Here is a 25748-nt window from a genome sequence, read left to right on the forward strand (position 1 = left end):
CAACCAGTCGTTGGTATAATACCGACAACTGGTTGGACAATGCTTTTTTGACCGCCTTTTAGATATATCTCTTTATTGCTAAAACTTACTTAAAAAACATATGCGACAGCCATAAAATCAACTTTCTTGTTTTACTTGATAATGCATTTGCACCATCTGTCCATAACATGTTGTCTTTATTAATTCTAGATTGATTTGCGGATTATCCTTTTTAAATAAGGCTATGCCAGAACCTAATATATGCGGGGTAATGGTAATAATGTATTCGTCAATTAGATTTTCTTTCATAAAAGCATCAAGAATCTCTGCTCCACCAACCATCCAAATATGTGCTCCTGATTGTTTCTTTAACTGTTGGGTAAACGATACAACATTTTCATTCACAAATTCCACATCGTCATTTTTGTTCTTTGCTGATTTCGAGAAAACATAACATTTTTTATCAGAATATGGAAAAGCATCAGAGTGTTCCATCACATAATCATAGGTGCGTTTCCCCATTATGATGGTATCAATTGTTTGATACATATCCATGTACCCATTATCCCCTTCCCCTTCTGATTCTAATAACCATTGTAAGTCATCATCCTCTTTCGCAATAAATCCATCTACACTAGTCGCAACAAATAAAACAATTTTTCTATTCATTAGGTGGTCTCCTTTTCTCATGAGCGTTTTGCTTTTGATTAAATCATTAGCACAAACTATACTAAACAGTAAACATGACAAGTAATGGCATGATTAAAAGAAAAGGTGAGAATATGTCTAAAGCAAAACGTTTATTAGATATTCTACTATTTGTAAATGCGAAAAGAAAATTTACAGCGCAAGAACTAGCCGATGAATTTAAAATATCCGTCCGAACCGTGCATCGTGATTTATTGGATTTAAGCGATATGGGTTTACCCATATATGCAGAACAAGGGAGGAATGGAGGATATACCGTTATTACAACACGTCTACTTCCACCTATGTTATTTACAGAAGAAGAAGTTGTATCCATTTTCTTTGCATTTCAAGCGCTCAATTATTATCGTGATTTACCTTTTGATGCTGAAATCCGCTCCGTCACGCATAAATTATATCGTTCACTTCCAAAAGATGCCCAAGCAAAAGTAGATAAACTTCGCTCTTATATTGCCTTTTGGAATCCTAAGAGAACAATCGATACCCCTTTATTAAAAAATGTTTTAGATGCGTCGATTGAAGGAAGTCAGCTTCACATTCAATACCACTCAAAAAAAGCGATAACAACAAAGCATATTCGTCCTATCGGTGTATATGCTCATAATGGACTATGGTATATGCCTGCATACGACTTTCATAAAGATAAAGTTTTATTGTTTCGAGTGGATCGTATCCATGCCATTATTTCAAGCATAAAAGACGACAGCAATTTTACAAACTTAGAAGAATGGTTTGATTCATATGAAGTAAAAACCCCTATTAGATTGCTTGTTGAACTGTCTAAAGAAGGCGTACGCCAATGTCTAAGTGAGCCAAATTTCCAAGGTTTCGTGACCATCAACGAACATGGTACGGGTACTATCGATGCGATGATTGATGAAGGTGAGCTTCACTTTATCGCTCCTCTATTTTATAGACTAGGATTACATGCAAAAATTATTGAGCCAGAAGAATTAATCCAACATATGCGGAAACAGGCTAAAGAAATTTTAACGATGTATCAAGAAGGAAATTTATAAATGGCTCGTTCCAATTAGGATCTGCGTGGAAAATTTTTCGTTGGTCTGAAAATAAATATTTTATAAGTTATTAAAAATAAGGAAAAGTAAGCAGTAAAATAGAGTTTGCGCCTTGCCCATATGTATACGATGTAACGTTGTGAAATCCTTAGCCTTGTTAATAGTAACTATACTGCCTCTCTCATTATGTATAGAGATGTTTCTTGGATAACAAGACCTTCTATGTTAACATTTACAAAAACCCCAATTAAGGAGTGAAATTATGGCGACCATTGAAGACTTTATGGCACTGGATATTCGAATCGGTACAGTTATGGAAGCGGAAGAATTACCAAAGGCACGAGTTCCCGCTATTAAAATGAGCATTGATTTTGGTGAAACATTGGGCATTAAGCAATCTTCTGCACAAATTACAAAACGATATACACCTGATGAAATCATCGGCAAACAAGTAGTAGCAGTTGTCAATTTCCCGCCACGACGAGTAGCAGGTTTCAAATCAGAGGTTCTCGTAATCGGTGGTGTGCCGATAGAGGGAGATGTCATTCTATTAACACCCGATCAATCAGTACCCAATGGCACAAAAATTAGTTAAAGCACCCTATTCCCATTTTCACTGTCACTTTGCCATCCGTATAAAACATTTTATTTGATTGCACTGACAAATGGCTAAAGCTTGATAACTTCCTCTGCATATTCATAGTAGTGTAAAGCTTAAAAAGCCTTTACAAAAACTCTCCTGTTTTGGGGTCACTTTCTTTAGGGAAGTGACTCTTTTCTATTTTTAGAATATTAAAAATCGCCCACAATAACGTACGCTTTTTTTGTTCATTTCAATTATTGATGAAGTTGTGATAGACTTGAAGTTTAGTGCCTAGAGACATCTACAATTATTTGACCAATATCAAGTGATCAATAATAGAAAAGGATGATAACCCATTGATTAATGAACAACATACCAATAAATATATATACACATATGTCCATCATGTAGATGAATACGATTTATGTAGAATGGAGATGCGCTCTTTTTTCGGTGTAGATTCCTCATCAAACTATATGATAAGCAATCTAGAAGTTGACCCTAGTCGTAGTCCTTTTATACAAGATCGACTTGAAGTGCTGTTTGAAGACCATAGCGTAGAAAATATAAAAAAATTAGTGAAGAATTTAATAGTTGGTGAAAAAACTTATAAGGTAGTTTGTTTAAATAATTTTGTTATAGGTCAAACAAAGAAAATTTCTCAGCCAGAGCGCCGACGAATAGAACGCGAGCTAGGATTGTGTATCGAGGGAGACCCTGATCTAAATTATCCTGAAATTATTTTTGGTCTTATTTTAATAGATGGAAAATGGTATTTCGGTAAACATCTGAAAAGTGAGTCCATTTGGCGTAAACATTTACATAAACCAAATAGTTATTCAACAGCACTTAGTACAAGAGTTGCTCGCGCCGTTGCCAATATCGCCATTCCTCAGCCACAAAATATTCGTGCTATTGACCCTTGCTGTGGTATAGGAACGGTAATAGTAGAAGCTCTTTCTATGGGTATTGATATTGAAGGAAGAGATATCAATCATTTTGTTTGTAGCGGTTCTCGCGAAAATATAGCCTATTTTGGTTTACAAGGAAAGATTACTTTAGGTCCCATTTCAGAAGTAACAGAACACTATGATGTAGCTATTATTGATTTACCATATAATTTGTTTACGCATTCATCACGTGAAGATCAATATAATATACTTAAACATGCTCGTCGAATTGCGGATAAAGTAGTTGTCGTTACTATTGAAACAATTGATGATTTAATACATGATGCTGGTTTCATGATTGCCGATCGCTGCATTGCGAAAAAGCAGTCTTTCTTACGTCAGATTTTATTATGTCAATAAGCCTTCTCTATCACAATAAATGATTAATAACCCATTGGTGCTGATAGGAATTTCTTTCATCGGCCTGAATGGGATTTCAAAATAAACATCCCATATAGCCTATCAAAATTAAAAAGCACCTATTAGTCCTCACTAATAGGTGCTTGCTTGTTTACAATTTATTAAAAATAAGTATTATTTCTCGCCGCTTAATTCTACTAAAATTTTAGCTTGTGATTTATCGTTTGTTAAAGCTTCAAAGCCTTTTTCAACGATATCATCTAATTGAATACGGCCAGTAATAATTCCTTGAGGTTTTAATTGACCACTGCCCATTAAATCAACTGTTTGTTGGAATGATGTTGGTGTGTAAGCAATACTTGAAGTAATTTTCACACCTGTATTTGTTAAATGAATTGGATTCCATTCAATTGGACGAGCAAAGATTGATACAATAACCATAGTACCACGAGCTCTTGTTGCATCGATTGCTTGTTTAAATGTTGGCGCAACACCTGCAACTTCAAATGATACATCCACACCATCTGGAACGATTGCGCGAATTGCTTCTACACCATCTACTTCACCAGAGTTAATCACGTGCGTTGCACCAAGTTCTTTTGCTTTTTCAAGACGTGTTTCAGATAAATCTAATACGATAATTTTACTTGCACCAGCTGCTTTAGCTGCAATAGCCGTTAATAAGCCGATTGGGCCAGCACCAAAAATCGCCACAGTATCACCGAAACGTAAATTACCCTCTTTTACAGCTTGTACTGCTACAGCTGTCGGTTCAACAAGTGCACCGTCTTCAAGTGTCATTGTTTCAGGTAGTAAATAAACATTACTTTCAGGAGCATTTGCATAAGTAGTGAAGCCACCATCGCCATGTAAACCAATGAAGCTAAAACCATCATAAGCGTCCATATCTTCAGGTTTGTTACCGTGCGTTAATGTAGGGTTAATTGCAACGCGATCGCCCACTTTAAACTTAGTAACGTTTGCACCAACTTTTTCAATAGTTCCTGCAAATTCATGCCCCATAATCAGTGGAGCGATTTCACCAGTTAATTCATCTTTTTCTTTTGTTGGAATAAAGACAGGTCCTTCTTGATATTCATGTAAATCACTACCACAAATACCAGCCCAAGCTACACGAACTGTAACTTCATTATCTTTAAGAGCTTTTAATTCTCTGTCCTCAATACGAATGTCTTTTTCTCCGTACCAAACTGCTGCTTTCATAATGTCGAAACCTCCGATGGAATTTATGTCTTTTTGTCACAACTTCATTCTATCACTAAAATAAAATGATACAAATATAATGACTCAAAAAAAATATAGTAATCCTATTAATTTAGTATACAACTAAACCAAAACAATATATTGATGTTCTAAAACAAATAACACTATATATTGTATATCATAAATTTTGATATTTTCTCTATAGTAAAATACATATTTTATTAGTATATTAATAAACGTTTTAAATATTGAAATATTTGCTGTTTAATTTGGGTGCATTTTGCAGTGAAAAGAAGATTAACAATATGAATTGTTGTTAATCAAATCTTTTGGTTATGATAATCGAGGATTTAAGAAATGTCGTTTCCATCATTGTCGGGAGCGTTGGAAAGAATGAACACTCTCTTTCCAAATCTCGAATGATAACGACATGAAATGGAATAGTTTACAACGGAATAAGAATGCAAAAAATGTTTTCCTACCAACAAAAATAGCAATCCAATTATCTATAGCAGAAAAAGAAAATATTTTCGATACTACAAAAAATCTCCTAAATATGAAATAATTATAAACGAACCGAAATCTCTTCTTTTTTCATAAGACTTCCCTTTCTTTAGTATCATTGCCTTGTAGTATATAAGAATAATTTTTCTATATTACATCTCCATATGGGGCATTGTTATTCTCACAGCTAATTCTACAATTGGCTGTGAAAAGGTACTTGGAATCATTGGACTTGGAAAATCGCTAATTTGCAAGTCCAAAAGATGCTTCTCCTACTTGAATCCAATCTAAATCATCTGTGCCTTGTATAGCACCTATAAAATGATAATCTGCACTATATCTATCAAAACCGTCTTTATTAGGAATAGCTCTGCAGACCTCTGCTAAAGAAATCCAAAACTTGTGGACTTGCATATAGAATTTGCTTAGCGAAAAGTTGGCAATCCTCACAACCACAATGAGCTTTTTCGGATACTTTCCTATCTTTACAGTGAAATAATTTCTAACAATATATTAACATTCCACAAATCTTTTTAATTCTAATGACTTTGTGTATTTTACTATCGAAAAAGAGCCCCCGATTGTTCATATATCTAACAATCGGGGGCATTTTTTAATACCTTGTACTATATAATAGGCAATTTTTAGCTCATTACATTTACTTGATTTAATTGCTTAATATCTTGTTTACGATCCCACTCAAATGTAATTAAATCTTGACTATTTAAATTTTCAGCCATTAAGGAAACGGCTGAAATTCGACTATTGTCATACAGTTTAAAGTAATAGTTTTTACTTTGTGCACACATAGCTGAGGTATAGATGGTATAATCCGTTTTCCCCTCATTTGTCAAAACAACACCTTTTGGGATATTTACAGAAGATAGAATATGGAACAAGTTTGTTACGCCTTCTGTTTCATTTTTGGCTTTTTCAGTATATTTTTTCCAGTATGCTACCCGAAGAAAACGTGCTGACGGCGTAAAATCACCTGGTAATCCTAAGCCCCCTGCCCCTTGCCCAAACGGTGTCAAATCCAAGTCTCCCATCATTATATCTTGTGGCGGATTTGGTGTGACACCAATGTAAGCTCTTAAATTTGTCTGATGCCATTCATAGCCAGGGCTATTCGTCATGACGCCAATCGTTTTTCGATGAATGGTAATGCCTGTTTTATCCGGTTCAATAACAATCGATTCACCAGAAGCATCTGTAAATGTATAGTGAAGTGGGGGTGCAAAGCCAAGTATTATATTGGCCTCATTCAATAATGTATAAGAAGTTAATTTTTCAATAACATCATCGACAGTTACACAATTTCCTAAAACTTGAGAAATTACATACACGGGATTGATGCCTCTTGTGCCTTTTTTAGGTTCGTCAGCATAAGTCGCAAATGTAGCATAGTAAAGCATTGCGCCCATTAATCCCTTTTCGTTTACCCCATCATAGAGAACTGGTGATGTAATGTCAGTGCTTCCCATTCCAACAAAAGCATATGAATTGTTAATGACTACATTTTCTTTTTCTAACAATCGAATGCCGTAATTACGTGGGACAATAATCACTTTACTATCTGGTTCCATTGTAAAATCCATTGTGCGAGCGAATAAACTTTTATCATCTGTTGTACGAATTGATAAGCTACTGCAACCTAACATAAAAAACACTCCCTTGAAAAAGTATTTTAAAAAAATGTAACGGAATTATTTTTAAATCAACTAACGTATCTTCATAATAAAGAATTTACTTCACTTATCACGAGTACCATAATTAACTAAAAATAGATTTATTCCGCTTCCAAAACCATACTATCACTTCCATTAATGGAAATTCAAGGATAAATTTACGCCGTTTTTTGGCGGTCATACCACCTTTTTTTAAGACTGAAATTTCCAATCCCATGCAATAACGCCACATCGCGCCACATACACCGTCATTTTTTGGCGTTACTATTATTTTCTAATACTATGAAAGTAGTATTTTTAAAAAATCCACTGTCTAACAATTGACTTTCTAATAAAATTCATATTTTTATAGACATGTATTTTTTCACTAAACTGTCAAATTTGATATATGTTTACACATATAAAAGACCCTCTTTGCTTAGCAACTGGTGCAAATATAACTATCTTTTATGATTAGGAGGTAGGTTAAAGGATATGCTATTGAATAGGTAACTTATTATGAACTACTAGTAAATTACAAAATCACCATTTAAGGTTACATTTCATAGAATGGCATTTAATTCACACGATTATTACTGACAACACTTACCAATATTGATACAATCTTAACAATGATGGCAATTATAGATTTAAGATAAAACATTACATATCTTCAATGTAATTTTTATAAATTAAAATAATAGGAGGATTTATTAGTGGGATTATTTGATATCTTTAAAGGGGACAAGGTTCATAACAAACAAGGTATGAATCCCCATTTTGCATTTGTAACATCTTTACTTTATATGATGGGGGCAGATGGTGAATATGATAATGAGGAAATAGGTCAGTTGTTATCAGTTATTGGAGGTAAGAAAAAAGGCAGTACAGTTTATGTAGGTGGTAACCATAATGATTTAATGGACCAAGTTATTAAATACGTAAATAGAAATTCCGTAGACCAATTTTTACTTGAAGCGGCTCCAGCATTAACTGATGCTCAAAAGATGTGCATTTTAGTTAATATTATCGATTCATCTTTATCTGATGGTGAAGCTGAAATCCAAGAACAACAACTATTTGCTAAATTCTTAAAAGCTTTCGGGATTTCTGAAGAAAGATTCAAACCTTTCTTTGAAGTTATTGTTTTAAAAAATGATCGTTCTGTATTCTTAAATCCAAACCATGCTAAAAATCAAACTGGATATAAAGTAAATCTTTCAAAATAAAATCCCAGTCACTCATTTTAAATGAGTGACGTTTTTGTGTTTATAATAAAATCAAAGTTAAATTCATCTCGTTCTTTTACTTGTGTAGATTAGGCTGCTGTATATGACAAGATTATCTTCCCTTACACAAAAGCATTTGTTGCAATAATTCCAGAACAACGTTTACACAAGTATAATTGGGCAAAAATAAATAACCAGATAATGAGCATCTGATTATTTAATCGACCCACCCGAAAATTTCATCAAATGAGTTTAATAGTATTAGATTTTTAAATTCCTGCTACTATTTAAGTGAAGTAAGAAATAAAATGAATACATTCGCGGTAATCCCGCCCACCCCTATAGCTCGAAAATTTGCACAACAATTAACAACAAATAGCTACTATTCGTTACTTTAATTGCTATACTTTGATTTAAGAACGTTATTTGAAATATCTTTAAAAACCCGAGACAATATCAAAAGGCGTAGCGTATCCGTTTACTAACACTTGAACTGTGTCATATTTTGCATCACCACGAGTAATTTTAAATACGTACTGTTTTAACTCACTATTTTCTTGACTTACACTATCTAACTTTATGTCTAATATGTTCTCTCTCACTTCAAGCTGAGCTATAACTGTTTCTAAAGATTGAAAAATAATATAGGCGTCTCCCTTTTCACTATCATGAATGTATTGCAGTGTGGAATTAGGATTAATTCTTTCCGTTACTTTTGTTGGAACACTTTGAATTTCAATAATACTTAATTCTTTTGAATAACAAGCTGCTACTATGATTGCCGTAACTAACATTAAAGAAAATTGTCTCCTCAATTAAGCACCTCATTTCTATTAGGTAACCTTGTTTTCACAAATATTATATAACTCAACATGCCGAAAATGGATGGAGGACATTTTGCTCTTAACGCTGTATATCCAAATGAACCACAATAAGTATTTATTTTTTATTTTTTCGTTCTAATAGGATAGGTGCTATATTTAGTAAAATTGAAACAATGGTTAGTAACCATAACGTTTTTTCCATAGTCGGTACAACATCCAATAAAGCCGCCCAATCTTCAACTTTTACCCAATTAGATACAAGACTATGTTCTGCACAGAGTGTCAATGCTGTAAATGATAACCCCATTGCCATCGCAAGTTTATAATCTTTACCTGTTATATACCTATATAGATTGAAAAAAGTTGCTATTATAGTAATAAGACCTAATATTAACCACATAATGATACCTCCCTTTTTCAATATAGACATAAATTGTAATTAAATGGTTCCCACTTCCTCATTCGGACGCAGTATTGGCGTAAATTACGACACCATGGAAGGAAGATTTTAAACAACTATTTGAAAAAGAGCACCACAAAGGCACTCTTTAAAGATTCGTTATTTCACACTTATGTAAGTATTTTAATTGCCGAAGGTATTCCCGTTACCAAGATAACCAAAATGATTGGAGATACTCAAGAAATGGTTATGAAGGCTTATACTCAGTCGTTGGCTTATGAAGAACTAAAACATGAATGACATTTGGTTAATTCCTATTTTTTACCTTTATTTGGGGTACAAACGATATTTGTACCCCTCCACTCTTGCTATATAAGCTTTTATTAGTCTATCTAAATATATTATGTTCATATAAAAAATCATAGGAAAGATCGACAAATAAATATTCGTGTTCATTAATGGCAATCGAAAATGTTCGCGTAATTTCTCCTGTCTCGATATCTCGATACAGTTCTGAAATTTCCCCATTTTGATCATTTCGCATTTTAATAATCGTTTGTAGGAAATACGGTCGCCAACTCCAATTTTTATTAATTGCATTTGGCTGTAATTCCCATATCCCTTCTACACGCATCACGTTAGGCGTTAATTGGAAACCATCCTCATTACAGATATATAATCGGAAAGAGTAATGATCTAAAAGCTCTGCTAAATGTTCTAATTGTGAAATATTATCGCTAGAAGGCTTTACTCGATGAACAATCGCTTCTAACTCTTCTCTTAATTTCTTCAACTCGAAATATTGTGCCTGAAGCATCTTCTTTTCAGATGTTATAAATTGCTGACATTCCTCTTTAAAACGTTCCTTTAATATATCTTTCTCCACAAATGTCTTTGCAGCATTTGCTAAATAAGAACCTTGATAGAATCGTCCCCCGTTTTTCCAAGCAAATTGCAATTGGTAAACAGTTCCTATTCCTTCAAACAATAAGTTAGCCCCGATTTTATAAGCTAAGCTTCCAATGGCTGAAATCATATCAGATTGTGCAGACCATGAGTCATAATTCAAATCACGTATATTAACCTTTAAAATTTGAGGTGATAATAATGCGATATGTTCTAAATGACTTTCAGCACCTACTTCTTGCACAGCAATTTTCATACCGAATGTTGTAAAATAGCGAAGAGCGTGGTGCAATTTATTAATATCGCCTAAAAATCGATGCTCGGAAACAACTAAGACAATACGATGTAAATCTTCTTCCCCTATATATTGTTGAATAATATTAAAATGACTTTCACCGAAATCTTGCATTAACAAGTTCGGATTACTTGGAATATAAATATCAATATCGGGTGCTACTGTGTCTATCTGCGTTAATGCAGCGTGTAAAATTTTATGCTCCATATCAATCCGATATTCTTCTGGAATATCTTCATTATTCACAAAATCTTTTAAATTGATTTGTTGACCTTCTATTTGTAACTGTCCGGAAATTTCGTAGGCAATCACCGTATGCGCATCAGCGCTAAATATAGGTTGAAAATACCCATGTATTTGATCTAAATTAGTTAACACTTCAATTGCGTCCATTGTCGAAACCTCCATACTTGAATAATCTATCATTATTCAAAAATAACATTACAACTACAGTTCATTTAATGAAAAAGCTCTCTGACTGTATAATAGTTTGTTTATAGGAATTTCGCAACTTCACATGCCATATTTTTGTTATTCGTTTGTTCGTTTAGACCGTCACTAATTCTTTTTCCTGTTGTTTTTGTGCGATTGTCTCCGGTCTGCGTACCCAACTCAGTCCAAGTGTTCCTTCCCCTGCATGCACACCGACACAAGCACTCAATGGCAGAACGTGAAAAATAATAAACGGATACGCTTTTTCTAGGGCTAATTTCCAATTCATCGCACCTTCTTCATTATTACAGTGAATAACAGCTACTTCTGGAATTTGATGTGAGTCTAAATCATTTATTAGAAGGTTTTCTACATATGCTTTTGCTTTTGCTAGTGCACGTACTTTTTCCTTCATGACAACTTTACCATTATCAAAAGAAATAACGACTTTTATATTTAATAGTTGACTCAAAAACGCCTGTGTCCCTGACACACGGCCACTTTTATGCAATTGTGATAAGCTCGCTGGGATAAAGGACAGCTCGCTATGATCTGCAAGTTCATTGATTTTTTCAACGATTTGTTGTGGTGGGACGCCTTCTCGTTCTAATTGCTGCCCGAGTTCTATCATTTTCATCATTGGGAATGAACCGATTTTAGAATCAACTGGATATACTTCAAATTGTGCTTGTTGTGCTGCTGTGAAAGCGCTTAAATAAGTGCCCGACAAATGTTGCGAAGTATGAATAGCAATAGCACAGTCATAGCCTTGCTGTTTTAACGATTTATATAACGCTACCACTTCACCAATGGCAGGTTGCGATGTCTTTGGATGTGTTTTAGTAGTACGAAGTTTGTCATAAAATTCATCATGTGTCATATCAACAGTTTCTCGTAATACGCCCTCTTCAAAAACAATATTGAGTGGTAACACGTGAATTTGATTGTCCTGTATGAATTTTTCATCTAACAATGCTGCTGTATCTGTAACCCATGCTATTTTCTTGTTCATTAAATGCTGTGCTCCCTGTCTATTGTAAAGTATTAATCCTTATAACTTATGCAACTATACATAGACAGAACCGTGATGAATAGTGACATTTATCATAATTGCACAATTTTTTTACAGCGTTCGACATTTTTTCGACAAAATTCACAATAAAAAACCGTGTCCTAAAAGTAAAAAATGTACACACTTCTAGGATACGGTTATTATTCGTTATTCATTCATAAAGAAATACCAGACTACCGCCGCAATCATTAACGATACAAGGACTGCAATTGTTACACGCAATGGCGAAATCGGTGCGTCTCCTCCAACACGACCTGTTTGACCATTCACCATAAATCGATAAATTTTCTCTTTATATCTAAAAGAAGAAAGCCATATTGGTAACATTAAATACTTATATGTAATGTCATCATGTGTTGTAGAAAATCGCAAATTGGAGACAACATCTGCAAATTTTTCTATACGAATCTTTGCCGTAATTTCCGCTTCTAAATGATCGTGAATTTCTCTCTTTGCTTGGTTCCAGCCATCCTGTAAACCAATGCTATAGCGTTCTGAGAGAAATCCTGCTACATACTCTGGTTTATAGGATTTATTATTTAATAAGTTAAATGGCTCTATTTTTCGCATCATCTGACGATCATAGCGAGTTGTTGCACTAATTAAATAATCATCTATAAATTCCTGATAGAAACCACTGGTAGTATACCAATCTGTAACTGTACGCTGATTGCCATCCTTATCAGTGACCGTTCGATGCTTACCATAGCTTGCCGAATAGCGTGAGCTTGTTTTTGTATCAAACGTCCAATAAGGTAGATAAACACCTTTAAAAGCATCCGGCTTTGCACTAATTTTAGCAGCCTTTGGCGTAAACCATTTACTTTTAATCCACTTTTGAAAATTTTCGCCTGCTTGTTTATCTGTTACTTCAAATGTACATACGCCATTTGGTGCAAGTGTATTTGAAGCACTCGCTTCCATTACTTGATTTGAGCCACAATATGGACAGCTATCTGCTACTTGTAATGCATCATAAATCGTTTCAGCAGCACAAGCTTTACAAACAACCGTTTTTTTCTCTACGCCCCAGTTAAAGTTTCCTCGCTCTTCGGCCTTTGCAAAATCCATTTCTTGGGCCACTTTTTCTTGTTCCTTTTCCGGTTTGGCAATCTCGGTTTCAAAGCCACAATATGGACAAGTTAGCTTGCCTGTTGCGGGGTTAAACTCAATTGATGCACTGCATGATGGACATTCAGCATCGAATTCTAGCTTTGCCTCTTTGACGTTTTCCATTTCTTGCGTCGTCATCATCAGTCATCTCCTTACTTTAGATCATTATCATCGAAAACATCGCCACATTCAGGGCAAAATTTCGGAGGATTTGCAGGAGTTTCTGGCTGCCAACCGCATTTATCACAAGCATATTGCAATGCGCCAGACGGTTTTTTTGCCCCACATTCACTACAGAATTTACCTTTATTGATTGTGCCACATGAACATGGCCAGCCTTCTTCTACTGGCTTTGCTGCACCACAGTTTGAGCAAAACTTACCCGTATTCTCTTGTCCACATGAACATGTCCAAGCATTGGATGGGCTCGATTGTTGTGGCGTTGTTGTTTGTCTCTGTTTATTTTGCTCGCTCATTTGGAATAGTTGGCTTGCATTGACGCCACCCGCTTGTGTTGCCATATTCATCCCCATGAACCCAGCCATTGCACCGCCGTCATTGTGTGAAGCTGCAATCATCGCCTCTGCTTGTGCCCCAGTTAAATGCGCAGCCGCCATCCCAGGATCACGCATCACTGCATTGCGCTGTAGTTGTTTTATCATCGCTTCATCTTCTTCAGAAGCTTTTAATGAACTAATGCCAAATGATACGACTGCTAAACCACGTGTTGCCAACCATTTTTCAGATAACACTTTGTTAAGTGCATCTGCCAGCGCCACTGTATGCGCAGGGATTTCACTATAGCGCACGCCACTTGCCGAAATTTGAGCAAATGCTGGTTGTAATGCCGTCATAAGTTCTGTTTTCAATTGACTATCAATGGCATCCCGCGTATATTCACGCTCTACATTTCCACAGACATTTGTATAAAATAATAATGGGTCTACTATTTTATAAGAATATTCACCATGACAACGAATGGTAATATCAATATCTAAGCCAATATTGCGGTCAATGACACGGAAAGGAATTGGCGCAGGTGTTCCGTACTTATTGCCAACGATTTCTTTTTTATTGAAATAATACACACGTTGATCTTTAGCAGGCTCTCCACCAAATGTGAAACGCTTTCCAATTTGCTTAAACGTTTCCGTAATGTTTGCTGACAAATCATCCCCATACATAATAGATGGCTCTGTAGATGTGTCATAAACATATTCACCGGATTCGGAAGAAAACTCCACTACCTTGCCTTGCTCAACAATCATCATACATTGCCCTTCATTAATGGCAATAATTGAGCCATTACTAATCAGATTGTCGTTTCCTTTATTTGAGCCACGTTTCGAAGTGCGTTTAATACCTTTAGCAACAAGGACATCTGCTGATAAGGACTCACAGTAGAAATACTCACGCCATTGATCTTCTAATACACCTGCTAATGCCCCAATACCTGCTTTTAATAAACCCATTCTATTTCCCACCTTTAAATAAATACTTAATGTTATTTTATCATTAAAAATATTGCCCTTCCTATTGTACTACGCAAGAAAGGACAATTTGTTTCAAAATTTTCACTTGTGCATTAGGATGCTTATTACTTCCCTACTGAAAAACCGTCAAATAATTTTCCACCATATGGTGCAAGGCGAAGCCAAGCGAATTAATAATTTTCGCTAAAGGTCTTGCATAACTAATTTTTATAGGGGTTCGGAATATTCTTTATAATCATCATGTTACGATTAACTTTGCTCAACTACACATTTATTGCACATATAGTTTTAATTAATAGCAATAGAAAATGACCAAATTCAATATTAATAGAGAACTTGGTCATTTTTAAATGTTAAGTAAGTTAATCATAGTTATATTTATTTGTTAAATATAACTTCCCCTGTATCTGCTAATTTAATAATTACAGGTCTTTTATCACCTATTCCTATTTCGATATATTTGTTATTCGTCACCTCTTTCACCAATGCAACATGATATTCTTCATAGCCTTCGTCATGAAGTTCTAATCCGTTGTCTGTGTCATAAAATGTATCAATTTCGCATAAACTGGTCTGATTATTATCCCAAGTTATTTCTATTTTAGGCTTTGAAGTACTATACTCAAGTAATTTTAAAACTACATTATCAATATTCATTTTATCTAGCTCCTCATTAGGCTGTCTTTTGATTTTTATCAAAAACGACAATATCTAAATCCGAGGTCTCTATCGCCTCTCCCCGAATGACACTTCCAGCCAATAAAGCCCCATCGCAATGAGGGAAATGTTTTGTAATAAACTGAAGTGCTGCTTCGACTGCGTGATCCCTTTTTAAATAATCCAAATTGCCACCTCTTCCTGAAAATTACTGAATTATATAGAATATACTTTCTACACTTGCAGAAAATCTCCTGTTAAAGCGAATCAAATTTTTACAAAGGAATTTGTAATTAATAACAGATTGCTAAAATCATGTATAATATATATAGCACGATGAAAAATGGTGCTAATACCGTTGTATGGTTAATTTTCTAAATAGAAAGGAGCTATAACATGGACCAACAAGAGATTTTAACGATTATGAACTTAACGAAGAGCTATGGCAGCAAAGAAATTTTAAAAGGAATTGACTTACATGTGTCAAGAGGCGAAATTATTGGCTACATCGGTCCGAATGGCGCTGGCAAAAGTACAACTGTCAAAATTATATTGGGGATTGAAGGGGAATATGGTGGTGAAATTAATCTATTTGGGGAGGATATTAAACAAAATAGCATTGATTATAAACGGAAAATTGGCTATGTTCCAGAAATAGCCGATGTTTATGATAATTTAACTGGCTATGAGTATTTGACTTTCATCGGCCAGCTTTACGGATTGCATTTAGATGTAGCGACCGCCAAATCTAAATCATTAATGGAATTGTTCGGTGTTGGAGAAGCCTATCATGCAAGAATATCTTCTTATTCAAAAGGCATGAGGCAAAAGCTATTAATTATCGCTAGCCTTATACATAATCCAGATTTACTGTTCTTGGATGAACCTATAAACGGATTGGATGCGAATAGTGTCATGATTTTCAAAGAGATTTTAACGCAATTAGCAGCCCAAGGTAAAACGATATTTTATTCCTCCCATATCATGGATGTAGTCGAGAAAATCAGCAGTCGCATTATATTACTGAATGATGGAAAAATCGCTGCTGATGGAACATTTGCTCAACTACAAGCCGCTAATACGGCCGGAACGTTAGAGGGGATTTTCAACCAACTAACAGGTTTTCATAATCATAAAGAAATTGGTGAACAATTCGTAGCGGTTGTCCAGGAGGTGTAGTAATGAAAGATTTCAAAGTCCTGCAACTACTTGATAAAATGCAATTTATTTTTCAGAAAATGGGCATTGATTATTCGATTATGAGACAAATCCTCCATATTAAACTAACGATGGATGAACGAAAAGTACCAACCATCTTTAACCAAAATAAAAAAGATCAAAAAAATAGCTACTTCAAATCTTTATGGATTTACGCCCTTTATGGTCTTATACTCATTCCTTTTATGGGGTTTGGTGATAACTATCATTTTCAAATGAGCATTGCATACGGCATAGTTATCTTTATCGTGATGACTACTTTGATTTCCGATTTTTCTTCTGTACTACTTGATGTCCGTGACAGAAGCATCCTGTCAACGAAGCCAATCAATGCTAAAACGATAAATGCCGCTAAAATATTGCATATTCTTATTTATTTAACTTATTTAACAATTGCCTTAACGGCGATTCCCCTTTTAGTCAGCTTGTTTACACAAGGAATATTATTCTTTCTATTAACCGTATTCGCACTTATCTTCATCAATATTTTCATTGTCGTGCTTACAACTATTTTGTATATTGTGATATTAAGATTTTTTGATGGAGAAAAACTAAAGGACATCATTAATTATGTGCAAATTGGCTTATCCTTAGTGTTAATGATTGGTTATCAAGTGCTCATTCGATCCTTTGAGTTTGTCAACCTTGAAATGGTCGTAACGTTCAGATGGTGGAGTATTTTCATCATCCCTATGTGGTTTGCCGCTCCTTATGAGCTAATCTTAAATGGTAATAACTCTTACTTCACGTTAGTAGGCACTATCTTCTCCGTCTTTATACCACTTATTTCAATAGGGCTCTATATAACGTTAATTCCAACCTTTGAGCGCAATTTACAAAAGTTATTAAGTACGAGCAAATCAAAGAAGGAAAAGAGAAGTCGTTTAAAAGATTATTTCTTATCTTTTATATGCCGAACAAGTGAAGAAAAGGCGTTTTACCGTTTTGCCTCTCTTATGATGAAACAAGAACGGGATTTCAAATTAAAAGTGTATCCATCATTAGGGTTTTCTTTCGTGATACCATTTATTTTTATGTTTAATATGATGCGGTCAGATCATGTTGACTACTCGACCAGTATAAGCTATTTAAATATTTATTTTAGTATGCTGATTATTCCATCTGCTGTGATGATGTTAGGTCATTCCGCAAAATATAAAGCGGCTTGGATCTACAAAGTCTTTCCAATTAAAGACTATACAGACTTACAAAAGGGTAGTTTAAAAGCCTTTTTAATAAAGCTATATATTCCGCTGTATCTCGTTCTTAGCATCGTATTTTGCTTTATTTATGGCCCGAGAATCATTCCAGATTTATTGATTGTTTTAGTAGCAAGCTGTTTGTACACAATCATTTGCTACATGGGCTTTGAAAACAAAGTTCCTTTCACGAAGCCCTTTGACGAAATCGGTGATGGGCAGAGTTGGAAGGCCTTAATATTATTTATTCCATTAGGTATACTTGCATTTATACACTATCTACTGGCAACAAGCATTTCTTATGGTACTTTTATTTATTTCTTTGTACTGGTCATTGTCAATTTCATTTCTTGGAAATTCTTGTTTAAACGAGCTAAGTAATACTTCAAAGTATTAGACATTGCTTATCTAGCTAGTAAAAATCCACTTTGCTTTAATGGCTCAGTGGATTTTTTGCAATTCTTTTTACAAATCGTAGCTCATAACGATTAATTCCCCTTTTATTCCCATCACTCTTACACCTTTATCGGTATAACCGCACTTCTTATATAGTCCTCGTGCCGCCTCATTTCTTACATTAACAGCCAATACAATTTCATTGACGTCACAGTAATGCTGTTTGACAAAGTCAGGTAATAACATTAAAGCTTTTTTTGCATAGCCCTTCCCTTGATGTCGATAATCTGTAGAAAAAGCTCTTATTAAAATGGCATCATCATTTTCACAATATGGCTTTACACCTTCTTTTCGATGTAACACAAAGAATACTACAAGCATTCCATCCTCAATTGCTAAAATGGCATGTCGATTGACATCCTCTTTAGCAAGCGCAATACTCTCTTGCGGTGTTCCTGTATATTCAAGTTGTTCAGCTGTTAATTGATACTGGTCAATGAACGCTTTAAAGCGATTATCGTATATGTATAGTTGCATAATTTCCCCCATCTCCATACAGAACATTTGTTCTAATCATAGCATATAACAAATTTTATGCAAGATAAAAAACTTGATGCATTTAACATGGTTAAAAGAAAAAAGACAGCACCAGTTATTATTCTGGTCCTGCCTTTGGCTTACTTCAATTCAATTAATGTAAACATCAAGCTGCTGATATTATTTCGTTGCCACTGCAATTTCTTTATATTTAGCATCCCAAACAGGGTCAATTTTACTTAAAGAAACAGGTCGTAATGTTTCTTTATGTGCTAGAATATGTACGGACTGTGCTGTTGCTGCAATCGTGCCATCTTCATGTAAAATTTCATAACCATATGTTGTACGTAGACGATCGTGTTTCTCTACCCAAGTACGCACGGTTGCCACCTGTCCATAGTGCATAGCAGCCTTATAGGAAATAGATAAATCCATTACTGGCGACACATACCCTTCCTTCTCTAATGCAGCGTACTCAAATCCCGCATCGCTCACTAACTGCGTACGTCCAATCTCCATCCAAATGATATAGTTGGCATGGTAGACAACGCCCATTTGGTCTGTCTCCGCATAGCGAATCTCAATCTGTTTTTCACTCACAAACATTTTCTTCACCTCGTCCTACATTATAGCGCAAAAATGCTGAATTGGCGGGGTTTAGGCTTTGGAGATTTCGATAGGTTAAAAATGAAGGTTATAAAATCTTTATATTGAATTAAAAAATAGATTTTTATGAATGAATACTTTAACGCCATATAAACACATATATACTCTTTTAATTGGGGTACTTTCTGGGGTACCATTATTTATAAAAGTTAAAATACAAGCAACGAGCAGGTGCAATAATAAAAGTCACTCATTTTGTACTGCACCCCAAAAGTTAGGCCAAAAATCTAACTTTTGGGGTGCATTTATTTTGGCAAAATACGATTATGAGTTTAAGAAAAAAGTCGTTGAAGCCTACTTTCAAGTGCATGGAGGTTATAGACAAATAGCTCTTCAATTTAGTATTTCCTCAGGCCAAGGAGTGGTGAGAAGGTGGGTGAAACAAGTAACTGCATTAGGATTTGTCTCTCTTAGGAAACAGGAAAGACGTTCGAATTACACTATTCAATTTAAACTTGATGTCATAAACTATTATTTAAATAGTGGAGAATCTATCCGAGATGTCGCTCATAAATTCAATCTGCCAAATGACTCGATGGTTTCATTGTGGACTACGGCATTTAGAAAACATGGTTTCGGTGGAATTTCTCCAAAAACGCAAGGACGTCCATCCATGTCAGACAAACCGAAGAAAACAAAGGAAGAAAAGAAATTATCGCGTGAACAAGAATTAGAACGAGAAAATGAATTATTACGTGCGGAGCTTGCGTTCATAACGTATCAGATGAGACAATACGCAAATCTACTGAAAAACAATAAAATATTTCAAAGCATGTCTCGAAAAGGAAACTGCTTAGACAATTCGCCAATGGAAAATTTCTTTGGCCTACTGAAACAAGAAATATATTATGGGACTATCTATACTAGTTTTGAAGAAATAAAACAAGCGATTGATAAGTATATCTACTATTACAATTACAAGCGAATAAAGAGGAAATTTGGATGTAGTCCAGTCACCTATCGTGTAAGATTGGCTGCATAGAAAGGACAAAAGTCGCTATGGAACTTCATAAACTACAAAAGTTGAAAATAATAGTAGATCGGCCAATGGGCTATAAGGATGATTTTGATAATGTCTATCCGATAAATTATGGTTACGTACCTGGAATCATTGGTGGCGATAGAGAGGAACAGGATGTCTATATCCTTTCAAATAAGGTAAAGGGGCCAATAGATGAATTTACAGGTAAACTTATCGCAATTGTCCATAGAAATGATGATATTGAAGAAAAATGGGTCGTTACTTCAGAGGATGAAAATTACACAAAAGAGCAAATTAGAGAACAAATAAATTTCATGGAACAATGGTTTGATTCAAAAATTGAGCTTTTAAATTAAAATAACGAAGAGGAAGAACTCCTCTTCGAAATAAGTCTAACTTTTGGGGTTCACTACAAAATGAATGGCTTGATTAGATATTATTTTATAAAAATTTTTTAAATAGTTGAGTGCTATTGATATAAAGCTCCCGTCAGTTGAATCATTAATCCACTTTATTCTCAATTTCCAATCTTTTTTGTTCCAAAGCTACTTTATCTCTTTCTAACTTAATTTGTTCAAGTTTTATATCATTTTTCTTTTTTATTTCATAAACAACAGCTGCAATAAGTGAGACAAATATAATAGCAATCAATGAAAAATAATCCATTGGTTCTCCACCACCTCTTTCCTTAACTTACTCATCGTTCCTGGGAGTGCATCACCAATATTATACTAAGCCCTTGTCTCCCTTTCTTTGTTGCATCACTAATGTTCATTCCCTTTTCAGTCCATAATACTTTATATAAAAATGCGAGCTCAGCTTCCTCCAAGCCGTCGGGTAATTCACCATTTTCGCTTCCGATAGTACGTTGATATTGAAGTATATATTTTGAGGACTTTATTTATTCCACTCTTTCCTGACAAATGCCATAGCGCTTTCAATAGTTGTGACGTTCTTATTGAGCCAACTTTCCCCTATATCTCTCACCAACGAGTGAATAAACCCAATTTTGCTAACAATTTTTACATAATCCAGTAATACATTTATAACACCATCATTTAACCCCAACTCTTGTAAATCTTTAACCAATTTTATATCATCCTGAGAAACAGAGCCATTGAGATTTTTAAGATAATCAATTGGTGTCGAAGAAATAACCTTTTTTATATACCATTCTTCGTAACTCATTCCTGTTTCAACTTTAAATCTTTCTTCTCCTTTTGATTTCCATTCCTCAATTGTTATCCCGTGCACTTCTTTAAATCGTTCTTCAGCAGTCGAGCCGTATATTACTTTGTCACTTATTTTCTTAAATCGTTTAATATCATTACTCACTCCATTTCATCCCTTTTCAACTTAATTTTCACTTAAACTATATTTCAGTTAGCAGATAGATATTTATTGAAAGTTATTAAAAATTAAATTGAAGAAACCCAAACATGTTCGGTAATATAAAGATTAAAAATAGCCCTGTAAACGAAAAGGTTATAAATCTTTTTCTATCTATACCTAGTCTTAATTCCCAGAGTCCCAGACACACTAAATATAAACCTAACAACATACTAATCATTGGTAATATCACTATGTAAATACTCATTTCGTTTTCTCTTTTAATGATTCCGTTACATATATCTCTTTGAACTGACACAGTCCCTTTACTTTAATACGTCTAGCATGAATAGAAGTTCCAATTTTAAGTGATTTATCCATTAATATTTAACAGTTAACAGATGCCTTGATATTAGGGAAATTTTAAAACATGAAAAGGAATAATAAAAACTTAACCATTCTAGAGTTGCTACTTTTCATAGAACCGCTCTCTGCATAAAAAGCTGAATCAAAAATGTCACAAGAAAAGTCACAAACGTTGATTTAACAACATTCGTGACTTTTTGGTGTACGTCCAAACTTCTATTTGGGAACGTTATTTTGTATGGGATTGTATAAAATAACTCTAACGAACTTGATATACCTCATTTAGTTTATGCTCTTCTATTAAATCAATGTTTCTAGGATTTTGCGTATATTCCTGTAAATAAGGTCCGATGTTTGCGTACATTTCAATATTTTGTAACTCTAAAATAGGTAGCCATTTTACATCTATTTGATTTGAATCCGGGTTTTTTGGAAATTTTGGTGTACTAGGGCTTTTTATTTTGCATTCAAACATCATAACCAATGTATGTATTTTACCAAATTTATCTAAATTAAGGTGAGGTGTGTATTCATAAACAAAAGCTAGTGGACCTACTTCTACATCTATACACGCTTCTTCTTTGGCTTCTCTTTTTACTGTATCTATAATTGATTCATTGGGTTCTGCACCTCCAGCAGGTAAATCATAAACGATACCTCTTATTGGGTCATTATACACCGTTAATAATATTTCATTATTTTCTATTATTATTGCACCAGCTCGAACTCTAATATGAGAAGACATTTAAAACCTCCTAAGTTGATATATTAAGGTTTCTAGAAGATGTTATTGAATTCCTTTCAATGTCACCAAAGTTTCCTTTGGGAACGTTTATAAGGTTTATTTTGTATACTTTATAAATCCTTGTAACACTAAATATCCGTTATTGTAATTATAGGTTCTCTGATGAATCGTATTATTTAACAATACCTACACTGTCAAATGGATAAAATCTAACGTTGGCTTTCCCTAATACTTTATCCATTGGTACTAATCCCACACTAGAATATCTACTATCAATACTATTTCTCCTGTTATCACCTAAAACAAATAAGTAGCCTTCTGGTATCGTGGAATGATCTGTTAAAGACTGTAAAGTGAAATCTTTTGTTAGTGTACCAGTGTCTAGTAGTTGTTTTTTATACAAATCTAAATATGGTTCTTCCGAGGCTTCATTGTTTACATAAAGGGTGTCATCCTCATAAGCAATATGGTCTCCTGGTAATCCTATGACACGTTTAATATAAATCTCATCATTAGGGGTTTTGAATACGATAACGTCAAACCTTGCAATACCAGAAATTTTCTTACCAATTTTATTTACTAGAACGAAGTCTCCATCTTCATATGTTGGCATCATTGAAGCACCACCTACTCTAGTTGGGGAAACAATAAATGCCATCGTAGCGATAACAATAACACACGTTATTACTGTAGACTTAACCCAGTCTAATAATTCCTTTTTCTTAGATTTCTCCAAAATAATCAACTCCTTGAATTACCATTATATAAATTATAAACTATTTTTTCCATCTACTCGTAAATTAAAATATATAACCTTCCCAAAGTGTCGTTATTTGTACCATATAAAAAATTGATATTCCGCAATCTGGCCCTTTAATGAAACCGAGCACTAATCCTTATTATAGAATCGCGCCCGATTGTAGAAGATTGTTCCAACATAATTGCCAAAGAAAAAAACACACCTTTGTTCAATAAGATTAAAAAGAGATTTAGTTACCAATTCTATTTATAACAACTTCAGGAGTGATTTGTAAGTTTTTTACTTCCATAAACTATATTTAAGTTATATACAAAAACCATACTTTGACATTGTCTAAAGCATGATTTTTATTTGAACTAATATAAAACTGCTAAGTTGATTTTTTAGCTCAGCTATTTATTGAATTCATTAACTGGAAGAAGTATTCAGGTTTATGAGTCTTATTTAGGTTATACCATGAGTGTAATGTGTCGGGTGCAAATACATCTAATTTTTTCAGTACTTCCATCGTAAATTCTAGAGGTGCTACTCCTGATGCAGTAATCAAATTCTCACCAGATACCGCAGGTCTCATCTCATAAAATTTTTCACCTTTATAATTAGGACAGACCATTCTAATATACTCTAGGTCATTGCTTGTGTGTTTTCTAGAATCTAAGTATCCCATTTTTGCAAGAGCCTCAGTTGCACCACAAATTGCAGCAACAATAGTGCCAAACTTTAAAGCTTGGTCAATTCTCTCCAAGACAGGTTGATGAATTTCTTCACTCCAAGTAGTCCCTCCTGGTAAAATTAAAAGATCTTTACTCTCAAGAATACATTCATCAAGTGAAATATCTGGTTTTATGCTCAGTCCTCCCATAGTAGTAATCATTTCTTTATTAGCTCCTACTGTAATTACTTTTAAAGGTGCTAAATCTTTTTTGAAATATCTTCCTGAGTTAAGTTCAGCAATTAAATATCCATATTCCCAGTCCGACATTGTATTAAATACATATAGAAAAACTTTTTTTGTTTGCATCCAATAACACTCCAATCACAATTGATATAGCTATTATAAAATAACTTCCCTGACAGTTAACGTCAGGGAAGTTATCATACTTGATGAAATTTTATTAATTCCGACAGAACTTCAATAATTCTTTTCTTAAGACTTGTTGGCTCAATAACTTTAATAGATTTATTGTATGGTAAGAGTAAATAAGGTACATATGTATGTATTATATCTTTATCAAGAAGAAAAACTGCTTGATTTGAAGTCCGTGTTTGTAAATAATGTCCTAAAAACCAATGTTGGCAAATATCAGCCAATACACTTTTATCCCCATTAATAACCAAAGAAATAATCCTATCTTTATCTTCTATAGTTGGAAGAAGATTTTTTATAAAAATGTCACGTGCTGAAAAATTTTCTGGCCGGTTAAAATTATTTTCGGTTAGCATTAGACTTTCAATTCGATCTACTCTAAAACTACGGATATCATTCCTCAGATGACAAAATCCAATCACATACCACTTATTATTCCAATAGATAATTCTGTACGGATCGACCAATCTATAATTTAATTGCTTTTCGCCACTTTTATGGTAAAGAATTTTTACTGAGTACCCGTCAGCTATGGCCTGCTCCAACTCCTTCAAAAAAGCTTCCATAGAGAGTGAACTTAATCGACTTATTACTTCAAGACTAGTTAAATGTTGGTTGATCTTTGTTTTCTGCTCTTGATTTGAATATTTGCTTAGCTTTGAAATAGCCCTATTTAGTGCTTCGCCGCCATAATATCCAGCTTCTTCTGCAAAAACAGCAGCATGATAAAGTGAAGTTTGCTCCTCAAAATCAAAAAAAAGAGGAGCCTCAATAAAATTGTTCAATAAAGTGTATCCACCGTTATGCCCTGGTTCTGAAATTATAGGTACGCCACTTGTTGAAATTGTATCAATATAACGATACACAGTCCTTATATTCATCTCTAACTTTTCCGAAATTTGTTTTGCAGTAATTTTTTCACCTGAACGAAGCATCCATAGAATTGCTAACATATTGTCAATTTTAGGCATATAATTCCACCTCTATATAGTATTTATTATCTATCATATAAGTTTATTTTTCTTAATTAGTTATAAGTAAACTCTAG

At 34.2% G+C, this 25748-nt stretch carries 26 protein-coding genes and 3 pseudogenes; 9 read left to right on the forward strand and 20 right to left on the reverse strand.

The window, feature by feature from the left end; all coding sequences use genetic code 11:
* Positions 1–117: 117 nt before the first annotated feature.
* Positions 118–648 carry a dihydrofolate reductase family protein gene (locus LS41612_RS12780; protein WP_024361833.1) on the reverse strand — a complete coding sequence of 177 codons (531 nt, stop codon included), beginning with the start codon at positions 646–648 and terminating at the stop codon, positions 118–120.
* A gap of 113 nt (positions 649–761) precedes the next feature.
* On the opposite strand from LS41612_RS12780, the gene LS41612_RS12785 reads away from it, so the two are divergent.
* The 3 genes from LS41612_RS12785 to LS41612_RS12795 all read left to right on the forward strand — a co-directional run bounded on the left by LS41612_RS12785 (position 762) and on the right by LS41612_RS12795 (position 3599).
* Entirely contained in the window at positions 762–1706 is a 945-nt protein-coding gene (locus tag LS41612_RS12785; protein ID WP_024361834.1) for a helix-turn-helix transcriptional regulator, read from the forward strand.
* Between the two features lie 262 nt (positions 1707–1968).
* Positions 1969–2301: a chaperone CsaA gene (gene csaA / locus LS41612_RS12790; protein ID WP_024361835.1), complete on the forward strand. Its 333-nt coding sequence runs from the start codon at positions 1969–1971 to the stop codon at positions 2299–2301.
* A 344-nt stretch (positions 2302–2645) separates the two neighbouring features.
* Entirely contained in the window at positions 2646–3599 is a 954-nt protein-coding gene (locus tag LS41612_RS12795; RefSeq protein ID WP_370510644.1) for a TRM11 family SAM-dependent methyltransferase, read from the forward strand.
* Between the two features lie 174 nt (positions 3600–3773).
* Here the strand turns inward: LS41612_RS12795 and LS41612_RS12800 are convergent, their stop codons facing one another.
* From LS41612_RS12800 to LS41612_RS12810, 3 genes are all read right to left on the reverse strand, one after another.
* Positions 3774–4823, reverse strand: coding sequence for a 2,3-butanediol dehydrogenase (locus LS41612_RS12800; RefSeq protein WP_024361837.1), 1050 nt, complete (start codon positions 4821–4823; stop codon positions 3774–3776).
* 747 nt (positions 4824–5570) lie between these two features.
* On the reverse strand, positions 5571–5741 hold the full coding sequence (locus LS41612_RS23515) for a hypothetical protein (protein WP_233433792.1): 171 nt from the start codon (positions 5739–5741) through the stop codon (positions 5571–5573).
* Positions 5742–5971: 230 nt separating this feature from the next.
* Positions 5972–6988, reverse strand: coding sequence for a bile salt hydrolase (locus LS41612_RS12810; protein WP_024361838.1), 1017 nt, complete (start codon positions 6986–6988; stop codon positions 5972–5974).
* A 722-nt stretch (positions 6989–7710) separates the two neighbouring features.
* Here LS41612_RS12810 and LS41612_RS12815 point away from each other — a divergent pair.
* Positions 7711–8223, forward strand: coding sequence for a tellurite resistance TerB family protein (locus LS41612_RS12815; RefSeq protein WP_024361839.1), 513 nt, complete (start codon positions 7711–7713; stop codon positions 8221–8223).
* A gap of 437 nt (positions 8224–8660) precedes the next feature.
* Here the strand turns inward: LS41612_RS12815 and LS41612_RS12820 are convergent, their stop codons facing one another.
* From LS41612_RS12820 to LS41612_RS12860, 8 genes and pseudogenes are all read right to left on the reverse strand, one after another.
* Positions 8661–9017 carry a peptidylprolyl isomerase gene (locus tag LS41612_RS12820; protein ID WP_233433793.1) on the reverse strand — a complete coding sequence of 119 codons (357 nt, stop codon included), beginning with the start codon at positions 9015–9017 and terminating at the stop codon, positions 8661–8663.
* Positions 9018–9162: 145 nt separating this feature from the next.
* Positions 9163–9447 (reverse strand): hypothetical protein, encoded by a 285-nt coding sequence (locus LS41612_RS12825; protein ID WP_024361841.1) that lies wholly within the window; start codon positions 9445–9447, stop codon positions 9163–9165.
* Positions 9448–9835: 388 nt separating this feature from the next.
* Positions 9836–11041, reverse strand: a complete 1206-nt coding sequence (locus LS41612_RS12835) for an EAL-associated domain-containing protein (protein WP_024361843.1) — start codon at positions 11039–11041, stop codon at positions 9836–9838.
* A 154-nt stretch (positions 11042–11195) separates the two neighbouring features.
* Positions 11196–12092: a fatty acid kinase binding subunit FakB gene (locus LS41612_RS12840; RefSeq protein ID WP_024361844.1), complete on the reverse strand. Its 897-nt coding sequence runs from the start codon at positions 12090–12092 to the stop codon at positions 11196–11198.
* Between the two features lie 207 nt (positions 12093–12299).
* On the reverse strand, positions 12300–13403 hold the full coding sequence (locus tag LS41612_RS12845; RefSeq protein ID WP_024361845.1) for a TFIIB-type zinc ribbon-containing protein: 1104 nt from the start codon (positions 13401–13403) through the stop codon (positions 12300–12302).
* A 14-nt stretch (positions 13404–13417) separates the two neighbouring features.
* On the reverse strand, positions 13418–14737 hold the full coding sequence (locus tag LS41612_RS12850; RefSeq protein ID WP_024361846.1) for an SPFH domain-containing protein: 1320 nt from the start codon (positions 14735–14737) through the stop codon (positions 13418–13420).
* 399 nt (positions 14738–15136) lie between these two features.
* Positions 15137–15415, reverse strand: coding sequence for a YxxD family cognate immunity protein YxxD (locus tag LS41612_RS12855; protein WP_024361847.1), 279 nt, complete (start codon positions 15413–15415; stop codon positions 15137–15139).
* Positions 15416–15446: 31 nt separating this feature from the next.
* A pseudogene (locus LS41612_RS12860) lies at positions 15447–15602 on the reverse strand (nucleotidyltransferase domain-containing protein); the annotation flags it as partial.
* Positions 15603–15811: 209 nt separating this feature from the next.
* Here LS41612_RS12860 and LS41612_RS12865 point away from each other — a divergent pair.
* The gene (locus LS41612_RS12865; protein ID WP_024361848.1) at positions 15812–16594 is read left to right on the forward strand and encodes an ABC transporter ATP-binding protein; all 783 of its coding nucleotides are present in this window, start codon (positions 15812–15814) and stop codon (positions 16592–16594) included.
* Between the two features lie 2 nt (positions 16595–16596).
* Positions 16597–18213, forward strand: coding sequence for a hypothetical protein (locus LS41612_RS12870; protein WP_024361849.1), 1617 nt, complete (start codon positions 16597–16599; stop codon positions 18211–18213).
* Positions 18214–18297: 84 nt separating this feature from the next.
* Here LS41612_RS12870 and LS41612_RS12875 read toward each other — a convergent pair whose 3' ends face one another.
* Positions 18298–18765 carry a GNAT family N-acetyltransferase gene (locus LS41612_RS12875; RefSeq protein ID WP_024361850.1) on the reverse strand — a complete coding sequence of 156 codons (468 nt, stop codon included), beginning with the start codon at positions 18763–18765 and terminating at the stop codon, positions 18298–18300.
* 180 nt (positions 18766–18945) lie between these two features.
* A complete protein-coding gene (locus tag LS41612_RS12880; RefSeq protein WP_024361851.1) occupies positions 18946–19371 on the reverse strand; it encodes an acyl-CoA thioesterase in 426 nt (141 codons plus the stop codon).
* A gap of 130 nt (positions 19372–19501) precedes the next feature.
* On the opposite strand from LS41612_RS12880, the pseudogene LS41612_RS23520 reads away from it, so the two are divergent.
* The 3 genes and pseudogenes from LS41612_RS23520 to LS41612_RS12890 all read left to right on the forward strand — a co-directional run.
* Positions 19502–20029 (forward strand): annotated as a pseudogene (locus tag LS41612_RS23520) (transposase); the annotation flags it as partial.
* 120 nt (positions 20030–20149) lie between these two features.
* Positions 20150–20413, forward strand: a pseudogene (locus tag LS41612_RS23525) (transposase); the annotation flags it as partial.
* Between the two features lie 17 nt (positions 20414–20430).
* The gene (locus LS41612_RS12890; RefSeq protein WP_024361852.1) at positions 20431–20769 is read left to right on the forward strand and encodes an inorganic pyrophosphatase; all 339 of its coding nucleotides are present in this window, start codon (positions 20431–20433) and stop codon (positions 20767–20769) included.
* Positions 20770–20914: 145 nt separating this feature from the next.
* Here the strand turns inward: LS41612_RS12890 and LS41612_RS23165 are convergent, their stop codons facing one another.
* From LS41612_RS23165 to LS41612_RS12920, 6 genes are all read right to left on the reverse strand, one after another.
* On the reverse strand, positions 20915–21079 hold the full coding sequence (locus tag LS41612_RS23165) for a hypothetical protein (RefSeq protein WP_158694859.1): 165 nt from the start codon (positions 21077–21079) through the stop codon (positions 20915–20917).
* Between the two features lie 231 nt (positions 21080–21310).
* The gene (locus tag LS41612_RS12895; RefSeq protein WP_024361853.1) at positions 21311–21748 is read right to left on the reverse strand and encodes a DnaD domain protein; all 438 of its coding nucleotides are present in this window, start codon (positions 21746–21748) and stop codon (positions 21311–21313) included.
* A gap of 619 nt (positions 21749–22367) precedes the next feature.
* The gene (locus LS41612_RS12905) at positions 22368–22853 is read right to left on the reverse strand and encodes an NUDIX domain-containing protein (RefSeq protein ID WP_024361854.1); all 486 of its coding nucleotides are present in this window, start codon (positions 22851–22853) and stop codon (positions 22368–22370) included.
* A 172-nt stretch (positions 22854–23025) separates the two neighbouring features.
* A complete protein-coding gene (gene lepB, locus LS41612_RS12910) occupies positions 23026–23589 on the reverse strand; it encodes a signal peptidase I (protein ID WP_024361855.1) in 564 nt (187 codons plus the stop codon).
* 412 nt (positions 23590–24001) lie between these two features.
* Positions 24002–24634 carry a type 1 glutamine amidotransferase family protein gene (locus LS41612_RS12915; protein ID WP_024361856.1) on the reverse strand — a complete coding sequence of 211 codons (633 nt, stop codon included), beginning with the start codon at positions 24632–24634 and terminating at the stop codon, positions 24002–24004.
* A 74-nt stretch (positions 24635–24708) separates the two neighbouring features.
* Positions 24709–25671 (reverse strand): helix-turn-helix transcriptional regulator, encoded by a 963-nt coding sequence (locus LS41612_RS12920; RefSeq protein WP_024361857.1) that lies wholly within the window; start codon positions 25669–25671, stop codon positions 24709–24711.
* Between the last annotated feature and the right edge of the window lie 77 nt (positions 25672–25748).

This window comes from Lysinibacillus sphaericus, assembly GCF_002982115.1.
Lineage (GTDB): Bacteria > Bacillota > Bacilli > Bacillales_A > Planococcaceae > Lysinibacillus > Lysinibacillus sphaericus.

Excerpts from the sequence above, each read along its gene's own strand:
- LS41612_RS12780 (WP_024361833.1), bottom strand. The coding sequence starts at position 648 with ATGAATAGAAAAATTGTTTTATTTGTTGCGACTAGTGTAGATGGATTT.
- LS41612_RS12785 (WP_024361834.1), top strand. The coding sequence starts at position 762 with ATGTCTAAAGCAAAACGTTTATTAGATATTCTACTATTTGTAAATGCG.
- csaA (WP_024361835.1), top strand. The coding sequence starts at position 1,969 with ATGGCGACCATTGAAGACTTTATGGCACTGGATATTCGAATCGGTACA.
- LS41612_RS12800 (WP_024361837.1), bottom strand. The coding sequence starts at position 4,823 with ATGAAAGCAGCAGTTTGGTACGGAGAAAAAGACATTCGTATTGAGGAC.
- LS41612_RS23515 (WP_233433792.1), bottom strand. The coding sequence starts at position 5,741 with ATGCAAGTCCACAAGTTTTGGATTTCTTTAGCAGAGGTCTGCAGAGCT.
- LS41612_RS12810 (WP_024361838.1), bottom strand. The coding sequence starts at position 6,988 with ATGTTAGGTTGCAGTAGCTTATCAATTCGTACAACAGATGATAAAAGT.
- LS41612_RS12820 (WP_233433793.1), bottom strand. The coding sequence starts at position 9,017 with ATGTTAGTTACGGCAATCATAGTAGCAGCTTGTTATTCAAAAGAATTA.
- LS41612_RS12825 (WP_024361841.1), bottom strand. The coding sequence starts at position 9,447 with ATGTGGTTAATATTAGGTCTTATTACTATAATAGCAACTTTTTTCAAT.
- LS41612_RS12835 (WP_024361843.1), bottom strand. The coding sequence starts at position 11,041 with ATGGACGCAATTGAAGTGTTAACTAATTTAGATCAAATACATGGGTAT.
- LS41612_RS12840 (WP_024361844.1), bottom strand. The coding sequence starts at position 12,092 with ATGAACAAGAAAATAGCATGGGTTACAGATACAGCAGCATTGTTAGAT.
- LS41612_RS12845 (WP_024361845.1), bottom strand. The coding sequence starts at position 13,403 with ATGACGACGCAAGAAATGGAAAACGTCAAAGAGGCAAAGCTAGAATTC.
- LS41612_RS12850 (WP_024361846.1), bottom strand. The coding sequence starts at position 14,737 with ATGGGTTTATTAAAAGCAGGTATTGGGGCATTAGCAGGTGTATTAGAA.
- LS41612_RS12855 (WP_024361847.1), bottom strand. The coding sequence starts at position 15,415 with ATGAATATTGATAATGTAGTTTTAAAATTACTTGAGTATAGTACTTCA.
- LS41612_RS12865 (WP_024361848.1), top strand. The coding sequence starts at position 15,812 with ATGGACCAACAAGAGATTTTAACGATTATGAACTTAACGAAGAGCTAT.
- LS41612_RS12870 (WP_024361849.1), top strand. The coding sequence starts at position 16,597 with ATGAAAGATTTCAAAGTCCTGCAACTACTTGATAAAATGCAATTTATT.
- LS41612_RS12875 (WP_024361850.1), bottom strand. The coding sequence starts at position 18,765 with ATGCAACTATACATATACGATAATCGCTTTAAAGCGTTCATTGACCAG.
- LS41612_RS12880 (WP_024361851.1), bottom strand. The coding sequence starts at position 19,371 with ATGTTTGTGAGTGAAAAACAGATTGAGATTCGCTATGCGGAGACAGAC.
- LS41612_RS12890 (WP_024361852.1), top strand. The coding sequence starts at position 20,431 with ATGGAACTTCATAAACTACAAAAGTTGAAAATAATAGTAGATCGGCCA.
- LS41612_RS23165 (WP_158694859.1), bottom strand. The coding sequence starts at position 21,079 with ATGGATTATTTTTCATTGATTGCTATTATATTTGTCTCACTTATTGCA.
- LS41612_RS12905 (WP_024361854.1), bottom strand. The coding sequence starts at position 22,853 with ATGTCTTCTCATATTAGAGTTCGAGCTGGTGCAATAATAATAGAAAAT.
- LS41612_RS12915 (WP_024361856.1), bottom strand. The coding sequence starts at position 24,634 with ATGCAAACAAAAAAAGTTTTTCTATATGTATTTAATACAATGTCGGAC.
- LS41612_RS12920 (WP_024361857.1), bottom strand. The coding sequence starts at position 25,671 with ATGCCTAAAATTGACAATATGTTAGCAATTCTATGGATGCTTCGTTCA.